We start from the raw sequence: 15054 nt of genomic DNA on the forward strand, positions 1-15054 counted from the left end.
TAAAGTCATTTTACTAGCTGCCGTTCAAGCGTGTTTTATTTAGCGTTAGTTTCGCTACCAGATAACGCCTGTAGACGCTTTGCTTTGAAGTCACTTTCGCGCTTCCAATAAGGCCATACATCACCTTGAGCATAATGAGTAAGCATGGTTCCAATAAGAGATAGGTCTTGTTTTACGCCACCTAATGTCCAGCTTGGAAGATAATCGTCATCTGCTTTGTGATAGCGTTTAGCGATAAAGCTTGGGTCGGTATCACCTAAGCTCATGAACAAAATAGAGGGCACGCCCTGTTTTGCGAGTGCGAAATGATCAGAGCGGAAGAACAGACCATTTTGAGGGCGCGGGTCCATTTTAACCGTTCGACCTTGTAGTGAAGCAGCCTTTGCCAAATCCTCTTCAATAGATAAATAACCTTCACCGTACTGCAAGATGTAATCAACATCATCGTTTACATTCATGCCGTCGATATTTAAAAAGGCTACCATGTTCTTGGTAGGTACAGGTGGGTTATTTGCAAAATAATCAGCACCCAACAGCCCTGTTTCCTCTGCGGTAAATGCGCTAAACATTAGCGTACGCGCAAAGCCTTCTTTGTGCTTTGAGAGCGCATCTGCCAGCGTTAGCACTCCAGCTGTGCCAGACGCATTATCCACCGCACCATTGTAAATAGTGGTTTTGCCATTCTTCTCTACCTTACCAAGGTGGTCCCAATGCGCGTGCAGCATTACCCACTCTTCTGGCTTTGAGGTGCCTTCTAAAATACCGGCAACATTCTGCGATTCAGCATGCTCGATAGAGTTAGCGAAACTTAACGATGCTGTTGTGTTTAACGGGATAGGCGTAAAGCCGGGCGTAGATGCTTTTCTTTTAATCTCGCCGTAATCTAAACCTGCTTTTTCGAAAAGCTGCCTAGCGGCATTTAGATGAAGCCACCCCATTACGCCTACTTGCGACGCATTGTTGTTGTCATCGACTAGGCTAAACTTAGTATTAGAATTCGAGTTTTCGACAACGCCCCAGCCGTAGCCAGCGGGCATAGTTTCGTGAACAATGAAAACAGCTTCTGCGCCTTGCCTAGCGGCTTCTTCGTATTTATAAGTCCAACGGCCATAGTAGGTCATGGCATTGCCTTGAAACAGCGCTGGATCTTTAGAAGCAAAACCCGGGTCGTTTACCAGCATTACCACCGTCTTTCCTTTTACATCAAGGCCGGCGTAATCATTCCAATTGTACTCGGGCGCATTTATACCGTACCCCACGAAAATCACGTCACTTTCAGTTAGTGAGTATTCATTTACTATACGTTGTGTTCGTGCAGTAAACTCACTGCCCGCTTCAAAAGAAAGGTCGCCAATGTTTAATGTGCTCATGTTGCTGGGCGTAATTTTTGCGAGCGGCACAGCTTGCGTATAGCTGTCACCAAAAGCCGGCTTCAGCCCTAACTTCTTATACTCTGCTACCAAATAGTCTACGGTTTTCTTCTCGCCTTTTGATAACGGCCCTCGCCCTTCGAACTCGTCACTAGCCAATGTTTTAACGTGCTGACGATACACTTCTAAATCGATAGAAGCGTTACTCAGCGACATCTGTGCATTTTTTGCTTTAGTCGACGAAGGCTCAACCGAGGTCAAACTGGAAGTAGTGACGTCAGCATTCGCTGAACCAGTAAGTAAAGTAGAAGTAAGTAGAGACGCTGCGCATGCAAAGGAAAAGGCGCGATAAGGTTTGCACAAGAAAGTAAACATAAGCCATTGCAAGAAATAAAAAAAGGATACCGAAGAGTATCCTTTACCTCTGACTATCTCAATGCCGAAACGACTAAACCACAAGAATGGGGTCAGAGTACATTTATTCGGTTTTGTAATAGGGAAAGCCAATAATGTACTCTGACCCCACTATTCGAAAAAGTACTCTGACCCCATTATTTAAATGTACTCTGACCCCATTATTTTTGGGTTTATAGGCCCATGGCGTGGCTGACGAAGGCGTTTTTAATGCTGCTGAGTTTGTCTGTAGCTGAAAGTCCTATACCGCGTACTAGTTTTTTTATAGGGTCGTTGCCGTCGAATAGGAATTTGAAGCCGTCCATTGCTGCTATCATTTTCGTAGCTTCTGTTTTCCGGCTTCGCTCGTAGCTGCGCAGGTGCTTGTACAAACCTATGTCTTTGCCCGACACCTTTAAGTCATTTAGAGTTTCCGCCAGCGCTAGCGCATCTTGCATTCCCAAATTAGCGCCCTGCCCTGCTAGCGGATGAATGGTATGCGCTGCATCGCCCACCAGCACCACCCCATCTTTGGCCCATTGCCTTGCATAGCGCATGGTTAGTGGAAATGCGGCGCGGTCGGTTTCTAGCGAAATAGTGCCAAGCACGCTATTACTTGCGGCAGTTAAAGCGTGGCAAAAAGCGTGGTCATCCAGTGCCATTAATGAGCTTGCTTGATCTGGCGTCTGAGACCACACAATTGAACAGACGTTTGGTTCTGCCATTGGAAGTAGCGCAAGTGGGCCTGTGGGCGCAAACGCTTGGCGCGCCACATTGCTGTGTGGCTCTTCGGTTTTGATATTAGCGACTATGGCCGTATGCTCATAATCTTTGAAGGTAATTGGCAGGCCGGCCTGCTTTCTTACAAAAGAGTTAGCGCCGTCTGCGCCAACAAGCAACCTGCAGCTTAGCACGTCGTCGTTGTCTAGCATTAGCATGGTTTGATTAGGGCCAGCAAGTACCCTTTCAATACCCGCAGTGACTAGATGCGCGTTAGGCTGTGCCTCTACTGACTTAGCAAGCGCATTCACTAAGGCTTGATTCTCTACGATTACCCCTAGGGTATCGCTTCCCATTTCATCACATGAAAAATGTATATCACCAAAACTGTCTTTGTCCCACACATGCATTTCAGTATAAGGGTTGGCGCGGTCCTGCTGTAAATGAGGCCACACATCAAACTGTTGCAGCGCTTTAATATTAGCCTGATTGATTGCGCTAACACGCGCCGTTGGCTTATCTGCAAGCACCTGATAACAGGGTAACTTGTCAATAACCGCTATATTCAGTTCACTGTCTTTTAGCGCTGCGGCTAGGGTTAACCCTACAATTCCACTGCCCACTATTGCTATATCAACATGCTGCATTGTTATCTCTATTTTCGTGTGGTGTTACACCATAACCTGTTGTGTGCTTTACGAAGGTTTTCTTCGCTTGCGGCATCATACTTAATGCAAGTAAGGAAACGTTTCGGCCTATGACGGTAGGAAAATACTGGTTGGAGAAAGTTCGCACTAAGGTATCGGTAAGCGCAATCGTGTTATCTCGGTCTTTCTTACGTTCGTTCGCATATCGCTGAACGATATTGAATGCCCCAGCATCAAAGTGGTCAGCACCAGCTTTCGTTTGCGTTTCTTGACTGCTCTCTTGCTTCGAAATTGGCGACATAGAATGCTTAGGTACAGCACTTTTAAATACAGATTCTTTTTTCAGTACAGAAACGAGTGCACTCAAATCTCGCAAACCCAAATTGAACCCCTGCCCCGCTATAGGGTGTAGCGCCTGCGCAGCGTTCCCCACCACTACCGTTCGGTGACTGGTAACTTGCTGGGCTTTAGTCAGCGCTAAGGGATAGCTAGCGGTATCACTCACCCTTAATACTTTGCCCTGACGATAGCCGAAGGCTTGTTGAAGCGCGTTAATAAACGACGCTTTATCCATTTCCATAAGTGCTTGAGCGGCTTGCGTTTCTAGCGTCCATACCACTGAAAAACCATTGCCATTTGCCTTTACGCCGTCAATTTCACTATCAAAGGGGAGAAAAGCAAGAGGGCCAGAATCGGTAAAGCGTTCGTACGCTTTATTTTCATGAGGCATTTGCGTATGCACGTTAAATACAATGGCAGTTTGGTGATAGTCACTAACTGTTTTAGCAATACCCACCTGCTCGGCCAAACCCGAACGCCCGCCATCTGCAAGTATTAGCAGCTTAGTGGTTATCACATCCCCGCTATCTAGCAACACGTCTACATTGTCACGGTGCTGCTCAACACCGGTCACTTTTGCTGGTGCTATGTGCTGATACGCAGTACTCGCATTTGCTGCTAAGCGCGTTAGCGCGCTTAAACTTACCACCTGGCCAAACGCGTCGATGTGATAATCTTTACTGTGCAGATTTAAAAGGCCAAGATGGCCCTTATCGCTCACTTCTATCTGCTTTATTTTAGGAGGTAGTTCGCCGTTGTGCTGCTTGGCTAAGTCGTCAAGGCTTAAACCAACATCGGCTAGTTCGTTAACGGTACGTCTTGCTAACGCAATAACTCGTGTATCGGTAAATGGGTTGAAATCATTGTGAGAGGGTGTCGTTTCTTTTGGGTCTGCAGCGTCAATAAGTGCAACACTTAATCCGCGCTTTTCACCCTCGGAATTTTCGAGAGATATGTTTTCAGAAAGTGCTTTAGCAAGCACGGTTCCTACAATCCCACCACCGATAATAACTACATCAACCGTTGCCGATTCCACTATATTTGTCTTCCCGTCGCTCTAGCTTTAGCGCTTTTTATTGTTTTAGTTTTTCGCCATTAGTGATTCGATTTCGTCAATTTCTTTAGGCACGTCAGATGTCAAAATTTCCACACCCGATGCAGTAATGACCACGTCATCTTCTATGCGAACACCTATACCCTTGTACTTATCAGGAGCTTCACTGTCTTGACTGATATAAATACCCGGCTCTACCGTTATAACCATTCCAGGTTTTAATGGGCGGTCTTGGCCGTCTATTTTGTAGTTACCTACGTCGTGCACATCTAGCCCTAAGAAGTGACCTAACCCGTGCATATAAAACTGGCGCCAGCTTTCGCTCTCGAGGTTTTCTGCCACACTACCTTCTAAAACACCAAGGTCAACTAAACCTTCAGTAATAATTTCTGCGCTGTGTAGCATTGCTTCAGAAAGCGTTACGCCGGGCACTAGCATATCCAATACGCTTTTTTGCGCCTTCAATACAACACTGTAAATTTCACGCTGAGCGTGACTAAACTTACCGTTTGCAGGAAATGTTCGGGTAATGTCTGCAGCATAACCTTGATATTCTGCGCCTGCGTCGATCAAGATCAAATCTCCATCATTTACCTGAGCGTTATTTTGCGTGTAATGCAAAATACAGGCGTTATCACCGCTTCCTACAATAGTGCTGTACGCAGGCGAACGCGCGCCAGCCATAGCAAACTCATGGTGAATTTCAGCTTCCAGTTGATATTCAAAACAGCCAGGAGAGGAAAACTGCATAGCCCGTTTGTGAGCTCGGGCACTGATTTCCCCTGCCGCTTTCATCATTGCTACTTCGCAGGCTGATTTAAACAATCGCATTTCATGCAGCTGTGGGCGCAAATCGTGTATCGCGCCAGGCGCTAATGATTCTTTTGGCGCTTCACGCAAAGTATTTAGGGCTTCGGTAAATAATCGGTCATGAGGCTTGCTGTGTCCTAAGGCGAAGTACACATTATCTTGCCCTTGAATGGACGCCAACAAGGCTTCTTCTAACTCATGTGTTTCAAACGCTTCATCTAGGCTGAACCGTGATAGCGCAGCTTCAGCACCAAGGCGCTTACCGTGCCAAATTTCAGCGCTTTTGTCTTTTTCCTGAACTACCATTGCGCGATAGCTCTCGCCGTAGCGAGGGTGATTAGACAATATCAACCATGCATCAGGCTCTTCAAAACCCGTTAAATACCAAAAGTCGCTATCTTGCCTAAAGGTATACTCGGTATCTCGGCTTCGCGTTACCAGCCCAGCGGCAGGTACTATACATACACTGTTTGGTTGGCACTGTGCAAGAAGCCTGTCTTGCCTAGCAATAAACTCTTGAGCGCTAATCATAAACTAGAAAACCTTAACTAATTCACTGAAAAGTAGGCCGTTTAAACAGCTACTACTTTCAATTTTCCCTATGTACTAGTGTACGGACGGCGTGTCTTGTTGATCATCAAGAAGTGATTGACCAAGTTCGCTGAAGCATAAAATAGCTGAGATTTTCACGTACTCCTCCACCTCGAAAAGTGCTTTTTCAGATTCTTCATCGGCATCCATTGGCTCTTCCATACGAGAGATATCTGAGAAGTCTTCAAGGGCTTCTTTAACATCGTCAGAACACTGCACAAGGTCCTGCTGGTGTAAACCGAAACCAAGCATAAAACCCTGCACCCAGTTGATAAGCGCAGCGCCGCGGTCGTTAATAGGCGCTTGGTCTTCTGGAAGCAACAAGCTAAGCGCAAATTCAGGCTCTAATAACTGCTGACAGGTTTGATTGAAAAGCGTATTGAGAAGGTGTTGAGTTTGGTCGCTGAACGCATCACCTTGGTTGATGGTTTCGCTAAGGGCTTCAAGCCACTTTTGGTCGGTAAGCGACATGCCACCACAAAGCATTCCGGTTAGAATGCCGTGTACTTCTGCCGCATCAACAATGATACCTTGCTGTGACAATTTATTAGTTACGCTATCGTATTCGAGCTGTTTTTCCACGATTCGTTCTCTTTATTTAAGATGAGTTGAGTTTTCACAGCCCTTTTTGATTTCGGCCGTTACTCCGTGATGGCGTTAATACTAGCAAAAATCAATATACAAAGCCCACTTTTGGCAATTTAGCGTGCAGTGTTTAAACAGCGCATTCATAGTAAAGATTATACTTTGTACAACAAACTCATACATTGTTTACTGACTGTTCAAACAACCGCGAATTGACGTTAATTTAACGAAATGAGCGCTGCTATCCCTAGCAACGAACGCATAATTAATCTAAGATCCTCGTTGTTGGATACGGAATTCCTCTCGCAGCAGTATTTAAAAGACTTTTAAGTTTGTAACTAAATTACGTGTTTGGTTATTATTGAGCTTATCTTATATGCGTGTATAATTGCTGACCAATTGGTCAAGAAAATATTATTTTTTTACCGCTTTTATATTCACCACGCAAAAATAGTTATAAAGCGCGTTAGGTGATCCTCTTCACTGGATCTCGCGTTTGTTATACCCTGTTGCGTTAATACAACAACAATGTTTCCTGGGATGTTTGCTAGTTCATTCATGTCCCTGGCCGATGCTTTAAACCAAGGAAGTTGAAACAGCTGCTATTGTGCAAGCTCGGCGCGTATCGAGAAGCCTACGGCAATTGTGATACTTCCGCCCTGAACTTTTCGGTTCACGGGCGAAACATGGACAGCGGCATTCTGGGAAGCGCCCTCTTTCGACGGAAGAAGAAATGGCAATAATAAATTTTGGCTCTATAAATATTGACCACGTTTATCAGGTAGACCACTTTGTGCAGCCTGGGGAAACGTTGGCCTCAACCCATTACCAAACCTTGTTAGGTGGTAAGGGTGCAAACCAATCTATTGCTCTAGCGCAAGCAGGTGCAGACGTAAGGCACGTTGGCAGCATTCACGAAAACGACGCCTCATTTAAACAAGCTCTTATTAAAAAGGGTGTTGATTGTCGTGGTGTAAAGTGTTCAGAAGTTCCTTCAGGTCACGCCATCATCCAAGTTACCCCAAGCGGTGAAAACGCCATCGTATTATTTGGTGGTGCTAACCAAACTATTACCGCAAAAACCGTAATGCAAGCGCTAGACGATACGCGCCCTTCGGACTGGGTATTAACGCAGAACGAAACCAGCTGCATTGAAGAAGTACTTCGCCAAGCGAAAGAAAAACAGCTAAAAGTAGCCTTCAACCCAGCGCCTATGAGCGAGTCGGTTAAACAGCTTCCGCTAGACTGTGTAGATTTACTTATTGTAAACGAAACCGAAGCTGCTGCGATTACCGGTAAAGAAGAACTTGAAGATATTGTGACAGTTTTCAAAGAGCAGTGGTCACACTGCGAAGTTATTATTACACTGGGTAAAGCCGGTGTAATGATGCTGCGCCAAAATGAAGTTGTAGAAGTAAAAGCATTCTCTGTTGACGCGGTAGATACCACCGCAGCCGGTGACACCTTTATCGGTTATTTCTTGTCTGCATACAGCAACCACACCGATGCTAAGCAAGCATTGCGTCGAGGGTGTGCAGCTTCGGCCATTGCGGTAACCCGCGAAGGCGCAGCACAGAGTATTCCAACACAAAAAGAAGTGGATCGTTTCTTAGCGAAACACGCCAACTAGCAAGACGTACTGAGAAAATTTGATGGCACATAAGATCATATTAGATACAGATCCGGGGATTGATGATGCAATGGCGATCTTTTTCGCTTTCCAATCTCCAGACATTGAAGTACTTGGTTTAACCACAGTTTACGGGAACGTCCCGGTAACAATGGCTGCGCAAAATGCGCTAACCCTTTGTGAAATTGCCGGTAAAGACATTCCTGTAACCAAAGGCGTAGGCATGCCGTGGGTAGGGCCTGAGTCTACCTATGCACACTTTGTGCACGGCGAACACGGTTTTGGTCATATAAAACCTGAAGCGCCTAAGACGGAACTAGACCCTCGCAGCTCTGCGCAGTTTATCGTAGACATGGCGCGTAAGTACCCAGGCGAAATTACATTAGTGGCAATTGGTCCATTGGGGAACTTAGCCCTAGCCCTTCGTCTAGAGCCAGAACTACCTAAGTTGGTTAAAGGTGTTAGCATTATGGGTGGCGCTGCGTTTGTACCTGGCAACGTTACGCCTGTAGCAGAAGCAAACATTTGGAATGACGCCCACGCAGCAGAAATCGTATTTGCGGCAGATTGGGAATTGACTATGTTTGGTTTGGACGTGACGAACTTCACGCCATTCTCGCCAGCTTTTGTTGAAAAGCTAGAAGAGAAAAACAATACGCTTGGCGGCTTTGTGAAAGAAAGCGCCCAGTTCTACATGGACTTTTACTCACAAAACCGTGAAGACCGCGTGTGCTTCTTCCACGATGCATTCCCTATTGCTCACCTTCGTCACCCAGAGCTATTTGAACTGACTGAAGGTCACGTTCGCGTTGGTACAGGTACACTTGATAGAGGCCAAACGGTGGTTGCGCCAACTGGTACAACACCTAGCCCGCTATGGAATGAAGCAAATACCATAAAGGTAGCGACTAAAGTTGACCATCAAAAACTGGAACAACTATTCATAGACACCTACGCTTTGTGATATGTTTAAGGGATTGTTAATGAACAATCCCTTTTTTATTTCAGCGTTAGGTTCAATCAATGCAATCAGCCCCAATCCCCGTTGATGAGGAAGAGCGTCTTGCCGAGTTGCTCAGTTACGACGTACTTGATACCGAAGCTGAACAGCTGTTTGATGACCTAACAGCGCTGGCCTCGCAAATTTGCGAAACCCCTATTGCACTTATTAGCTTAATTGACCCTGACCGCCAGTGGTTTAAGTCACGAGTGGGTTTGGATGCTGAAGAGACGTCCCGTGAAATTGCTTTTTGCTCTCATGCAATTTTGCAAGAAGAAGTGTTTGAAATATCTAACGCTACGATAGACCCTCGATTTCATGACAACCCTTTGGTAACAGGTGCCCCTGATATTCGCTTCTATGCCGGTGCACCACTCATAACACCTTCAGGTCACGCAATCGGCACACTTTGCGCCATTGACCGTAAACCCAAAACACTGACAGAAGCGCAGAAAGCATCACTTCAAACCCTAAGCAAATCGGTAGTAGCGCATTTAGAGCTAAAACGTAAAAACCGAGAACTAGAGCGCACCAGTCAATTTAAATCAGACTTTCTGTCTTACATAAGTCACGAAATCAGAACGCCACTTAACGCGATAAACACCTTTAGCCAGCTGCTTGAAGGCGAAGCTCAAAAGTTAAATTTACCCTCGTCATTTACTACACCACTTTCCCATGTGAGCCAAAGCGGTGAAAGGCTTTTAGAAATAGTAAACTCTGTTTTAGACATTAAGCAGATAGAAGCGGGAAAAATGCGCGTAATGCCGCGCGCTGTAAACACCAAAGATTTTTTCACCCACTTGTTTTCATTAACGAAGATCCGTGCTGAAGACAGCGGTATCATATTTTCTACAAATATTGATGACGCCGTGCCCGATACGCTGCTTTTTGACGACACCAAATTTGGACAAGTCGCGCTTAATTTGCTGTCCAATGCAATTAAGTTTACTGGTCGCGGTAAATCTGTGAAGGCGCAGGTAAAATATAAAAACGGTCAGGTAATATTTAATGTCATTGACCAAGGCATTGGTATTAGCGATGAAGACCAAAAGCGTCTTTTCACGCCTTTCGAGCGTATGGGAAATGCGCACCAAATTGATGGAACGGGTTTAGGCTTAAACATATCTCGACGCTTGCTCGAGCTTATGGATGGCACTATCAAAGTAAGCAGTAAATTAAACCAAGGTACGCGAATTAGCGTGACTTTACCTGCTGATGCTTTAAATGCTAACCAATTTGTTGAGGCTGAACCACGCAGTTTTGTGGCCCAAGTCAACGTTAGCAAATCCACCAATGTTTTAGTGGTCGAAGACCATTATATAAACCAAGTGGTTATTCAAACCTTATTCGAAAAACTTGGCGTGTCCCTTTCTGTAGTGAGCACTGGCGAAGAAGGTGTTGAATACGCCAAGTCTAATCCTGTGGATTTAGTTCTTATGGATCTTAACCTTCCTGGCATTCAAGGCGATGAAGCCACAGCTAAAATAAAAGGTTTCAAGCCAAATTTGCCTATTGTTGCATTAACGGCCGATGTGATAACCCAGCCAGAATATTTGCGTGAGCAAGGTCTTGATGATGTCTTGACCAAACCCATTGAGAGTAGTGAATTGGTTCGTGTACTTAATCAATATTTAGGTGAATCTGATCGTTAACTTTCTGGTTTAAAGCGAGTAAGGCCGTCAATCATGCAAATATACGTTTCACAGGAAAGCATGCAAGCTCGTGCTCAGTTGCGGAAAAAACTTCGCAATGCACGTCGTAAACTATCCTATGAACAACATGAGGATGCTGCTAAACGCATAGCATCACAACTTAATGTCCTGCCTTTACTCAACACCAGCACAACAATTGCGGGTTATTTAGTTAATGATGGCGAAGTCAATTTAAAGTACTACATCGATTGTGTTTGGCAAGCTTCAAGCAAAAAAAGATTCGCACTTCCTGTACTACACCCTGTATGCAGAGGGCACTTACTTTTCTTATGTTACAACCCAAACACCCAGCTTATTTGTAACAAATACAACATTGAAGAACCCGTGCTGGCTTGTGAAAACGTTATTCCTGTTACGCAGTGTGACGTTATTCTTATGCCCCTTGTAGGCTTTGATAGCAAGGGTAATCGTTTGGGTATGGGTGGTGGTTATTACGATCGCACATTGAGCTTCACTCAACACAAAACTGGTTTCCATTCGCCTTCAGAAAAACGTGCGCCAAAGTTGGTAGGCATTGCCCACGACATTCAAGAAGTAGATGCCCTACCTATTGCACCGTGGGATGTGCCGCTCGATGCTATCGTAACACCCACGCGCACTCTGCAATTTACTAAATCGTGATAGTCGCTATAACAAATTGAGCATACGAATTTGTGGGTTCATGTGCGCTTATACGTTACACTTGCGAACACGATAATTCGGAGAGTCACCATGGATCAGAACGCAAAAAAGCAAGCCGTAGCCAAAGCAGCCATCGAATATGTTGAAGCAGATAGCATTGTCGGTGTGGGTACTGGTTCTACCGTAAATTTCTTTATTGAAGAACTCGGTAACATTAAACACAAAATTGAAGGCGCAGTATCAAGCTCAGAAGCATCTACCGAGCGTTTAAAAGCCCTAGGCATTGAAGTGTTCGAGTTAAACGAAGTCAGCAACCTTTCGGTTTATATCGATGGGGCTGATGAGGTTACTGAACACAAGCATATGATTAAAGGCGGCGGCGCAGCTCTGACCCGCGAGAAGATTGTAGCCGGTGCCGCTACCACGTTCGTTTGTATTGTAGATGAAAGTAAGCGCGTGCCTGTTTTAGGTGACTTCCCACTTCCTGTAGAAGTTATTCCTATGGCTCGCTCTTTTGTAGCCCGTGAACTGGTAAAACTTGGTGGCGATCCTGAATACCGACAGGGAGTAGTGACAGATAACGGTAACGTTATTTTAGATGTACACAACCTTGAGATTCTTAATCCGCGCGAACTGGAACAAAAAATAAATAATATTCCGGGCGTAGTGACTAACGGTATCTTTGCGCTAAGAGGAGCGGATATTGTACTAAGTGCCACAGAAAGTGGTGTCGAAACCTTTAAGTGATACCTCTTAAAAAATGCTAAGTACAGCCAATGGCATAACAGAACAACCAGTATGCACGCGCCTTGGTGTTGCATTACAAAAAGTGTTACTTCTAAATAACGTATTCAATGAGTATAAACGGAACAGGCATTTTAGCCGTGGGTATCAAAGCGTTTTGGTGAAAAGCTACGCAAAATACTGCTTTTAACTTAGCGTGTTTTCTGTTAATTTCCGTTTAGACGTCTAGATGTCTTAAGTGATAGGTGTTTTTGCGGCTAGATGTATATATTGCTTAAGGTTGAAAACCTTTTTTATTAAAGCAAATAGCGTAATTAAAAACGCTAGACAGCAGACGCCAGACCAGGCTCTATTGCAAAGAAAGTAGTGCATATTTAGATTATTCACTACTGAGAAAATCACAAGAGTCTATGGTTCGCACTGCCAGCAACCCAAATTAAATCAGCGAGAGATAGCGAGTTCATGAGCAAAGTTTCATTAGAGAAGGATAAAATCCGAATTTTGTTGTTGGAAGGTGTTCACCAAAGTGCTTTGGAAACACTACAAAGCAATGGGTATAGCAACATTGAATTTCTCAAAACCTCTCTTCCTGAAGATGAGTTGATAGAGAAAATCAAAGACGCCCACTTTGTTGGCATTCGTTCACGCACTCAAATTACTGAAAAAGTAGTTGATGCAGCACAAAAACTTGTTGCCATCGGCTGTTTCTGCATTGGTACCAACCAGGTTAACCTTGAAGCCACACAACGTCGTGGCATCCCGGTATTTAACGCCCCGTTTTCTAACACACGCTCTGTTGCAGAACTTGTTCTTGGGCAAATTATTCTTTTGCTTCGCCAAGTGCCTAGCAAAAACGCTAAGGCGCACCGCGGTGAGTGGGAGAAAACCGCAGTAGGCTCTTATGAAGCTCGCGGAAAAACCTTAGGTATAATTGGCTATGGTCACATTGGTACTCAGCTAAGTATTCTTGCTGAACATTTAGGCATGCGCGTTCAATTTTTCGATATCGAAGACAAGTTAGTGTTAGGTAATTCTGCTCAGGTGAAGTCGCTTGAAAAGCTACTTAATACCTCTGATGTGGTATCACTACACGTTCCCGAAACGCCGCAAACCCAAGATATGATTGGCGAGAAAGAACTGTCTCAAATGAAAAAAGGCAGCATTCTTATTAACGCATCACGCGGTACCGTAGTTGATATTGACGCACTGGCTAAGGCACTGGAAAGTGGCCACCTTAACGGCGCTGCCATCGATGTGTTCCCAGTAGAGCCTAAGTCTAACACTGAAGAGTTTGAGTCACCGCTTCGCGCGTTCGACAATGTTATTCTTACGCCACACGTAGGCGGAAGCACACAAGAAGCGCAGGAAAACATCGGAATTGAGGTGGCTGGAAAGCTAGCGAAATACAGCGACAACGGCTCTACGTTGTCAGCGGTTAACTTCCCTGAAGTATCGCTGCCCGAGCACACCGGTCGTTCACGACTTCTTCACGTACATAAAAACCAACCGGGTATTCTTACCCAAATTAACCAAGCGTTTGCAGAAAAAGGCATTAACATTGAAGCCCAGTATCTACAGACTAACGCGGAAATTGGTTACGTGGTTGTGGATGTTAAAGAAGACCGTGGCTATGAGGCATTGGCAGAGCTTCAACAAATTGATGGTACGATCAAGACTCGCATTCTTCACTAAAAAGCGCTTTTCTTCATTAGGCTTTTTTGAAGAACATGGAATAAAAAAACGCTGCAACATTGCAGCGTTTTTTGTATCTGTACTTTTGTTTTACTCAGCAATGCACTGGTTCTAGCGCCTATTCCAACAACACTATGGCATCAGTGTATAAAGGAATTACCTAGGTAAAACATTAAACCGCCTCACCGCACAACCGAGCAGTCAAGGCGCTTCAGTAAAGTTTAGAAGAAGTTGTAAACTAGGCTTACAGCAGTTTCAGTATCAAGCTTCTCTACATCGTCATCAACGTTGGTGTTGTGATCTAACTTAAATGAAAGACGCATAGAAAGGTTACCGCTAATGGTAGCAGTTAGGGCTGACTCAGCACGTGACTTAGTGTTGTCAGAACCCACTTCTGTACTCACTGTTTGAGTAAATTTAGCAGTATCAGAAATCTTCCAAGAATATGCTGATGATGCACGAACAATCATGCTATCAAGGTTTTCACCGTCTTGAGTTTCAATGAAAGAATAACCCGGACCGATTGAATATTCTAAGGTATGGCGCTTGTTTTGAAGAACCTTTTGGTTCCAACCCGCAGCTACAGTAGCCTGGTAGTTAAAGTTACTGAATCTGTCGTCTTCATAAGATGCGAAACCGAATAAACGGTTATCTGGGTTGGCAAGTTTGTAGTTACCCTGCGCTGAACCGAAGAACTTTTGTGCAGAAGTAAATTCAACATCTTCCCCGTCATCGCCTTCTACCGTCTCTTTCTTGTAAAGACCTTTAAGAATGTAGTCGTTACTCCACTTCTCGAGCTCTTGATGCGCTTGAATACCTGCGCTGATAGATGTTGTTTCAGTGTTACCTGACGTAGAGATGAAACCTAGTTCACCTTCCATTGTAAAAGGCTTAACTTCATCGTCTTGAGCGAATACAGCAGGAGAAAGGGAAATTGCAACTAGAGATGCAAGCGCTTGCTTTTTCATTGAACAATCCTATTGATTAACGGTCCATTCGTTGTACACGACACCTTTTGAACTACAAGGCGGTACAACACGAGTTTTAAAAGAAGTCTTTTCAGTAATGCCGCAAGGAAGACGACACTACAAACAATGGTGCGCAGTGTACATTTTCAAGCCTCTCAGTCAATGCGAACACGTTAAA

At 44.7% G+C, this 15054-nt stretch carries 12 protein-coding genes and 1 other RNA gene; 7 read left to right on the top strand and 6 right to left on the bottom strand.

The features are described from left to right. Positions 1 to 35: 35 nt before the first annotated feature. The 5 genes from ACXAER_RS05050 to ACXAER_RS05070 all read right to left on the bottom strand — a co-directional run bounded on the left by ACXAER_RS05050 (position 36) and on the right by ACXAER_RS05070 (position 6506). Positions 36 to 1586 carry a M28 family metallopeptidase gene (locus ACXAER_RS05050; RefSeq protein ID WP_474830504.1) on the bottom strand — a complete coding sequence of 517 codons (1551 nt, stop codon included), beginning with the start codon at positions 1584 to 1586 and terminating at the stop codon, positions 36 to 38. Between the two features lie 371 nt (positions 1587 to 1957). Further along, positions 1958 to 3130, bottom strand: coding sequence for an FAD-dependent monooxygenase (locus ACXAER_RS05055; protein ID WP_474827210.1), 1173 nt, complete (start codon positions 3128 to 3130; stop codon positions 1958 to 1960). Continuing rightward, positions 3117 to 4505, bottom strand: a complete 1389-nt coding sequence (locus tag ACXAER_RS05060; RefSeq protein WP_474827212.1) for an FAD-dependent monooxygenase — start codon at positions 4503 to 4505, stop codon at positions 3117 to 3119. Before ACXAER_RS05060 ends, ACXAER_RS05055 begins: the two co-directional genes overlap by 14 nt. A 45-nt stretch (positions 4506 to 4550) precedes the next feature. Then, complete coding sequence (gene pepP, locus ACXAER_RS05065; RefSeq protein WP_474827213.1) at positions 4551 to 5864, bottom strand: Xaa-Pro aminopeptidase; 1314 nt, start codon at positions 5862 to 5864, stop codon at positions 4551 to 4553. Positions 5865 to 5939: 75 nt separating this feature from the next. Next, positions 5940 to 6506, bottom strand: coding sequence for a UPF0149 family protein (locus tag ACXAER_RS05070; RefSeq protein ID WP_474827215.1), 567 nt, complete (start codon positions 6504 to 6506; stop codon positions 5940 to 5942). Between the two features lie 532 nt (positions 6507 to 7038). Between ACXAER_RS05070 and ssrS the strand changes: the two genes are divergently transcribed. The 7 genes from ssrS (at position 7039) to serA (ending at position 13908) form a co-directional block, all read left to right on the top strand. Next, a non-coding RNA gene (ssrS, locus tag ACXAER_RS05075) (6S RNA) lies at positions 7039 to 7221 on the top strand. 21 nt (positions 7222 to 7242) lie between these two features. Then, on the top strand, positions 7243 to 8139 hold the full coding sequence (locus tag ACXAER_RS05080) for a ribokinase (RefSeq protein ID WP_474827217.1): 897 nt from the start codon (positions 7243 to 7245) through the stop codon (positions 8137 to 8139). A gap of 22 nt (positions 8140 to 8161) precedes the next feature. Beyond that, positions 8162 to 9103 carry a nucleoside hydrolase gene (locus ACXAER_RS05085; RefSeq protein WP_474805399.1) on the top strand — a complete coding sequence of 314 codons (942 nt, stop codon included), beginning with the start codon at positions 8162 to 8164 and terminating at the stop codon, positions 9101 to 9103. A 59-nt stretch (positions 9104 to 9162) separates the two neighbouring features. Further along, a complete protein-coding gene (locus ACXAER_RS05090) occupies positions 9163 to 10791 on the top strand; it encodes an ATP-binding protein (RefSeq protein WP_474827219.1) in 1629 nt (542 codons plus the stop codon). 33 nt (positions 10792 to 10824) lie between these two features. Further along, complete coding sequence (locus ACXAER_RS05095; protein WP_474827221.1) at positions 10825 to 11472, top strand: 5-formyltetrahydrofolate cyclo-ligase; 648 nt, start codon at positions 10825 to 10827, stop codon at positions 11470 to 11472. 90 nt (positions 11473 to 11562) lie between these two features. Then, a complete protein-coding gene (rpiA, locus tag ACXAER_RS05100; RefSeq protein WP_474827223.1) occupies positions 11563 to 12219 on the top strand; it encodes a ribose-5-phosphate isomerase RpiA in 657 nt (218 codons plus the stop codon). Between the two features lie 459 nt (positions 12220 to 12678). Then, positions 12679 to 13908, top strand: coding sequence for a phosphoglycerate dehydrogenase (serA, locus tag ACXAER_RS05105; RefSeq protein ID WP_474827225.1), 1230 nt, complete (start codon positions 12679 to 12681; stop codon positions 13906 to 13908). A gap of 221 nt (positions 13909 to 14129) precedes the next feature. On the opposite strand, the gene ACXAER_RS05110 is transcribed toward serA, so the two are convergent. Beyond that, positions 14130 to 14876: a DUF481 domain-containing protein gene (locus ACXAER_RS05110; protein WP_474827227.1), complete on the bottom strand. Its 747-nt coding sequence runs from the start codon at positions 14874 to 14876 to the stop codon at positions 14130 to 14132. Positions 14877 to 15054: the final 178 nt, after the last annotated feature.

It is taken from the genome of Alteromonas sp. AWJ4_199 (genome assembly GCF_056159165.1).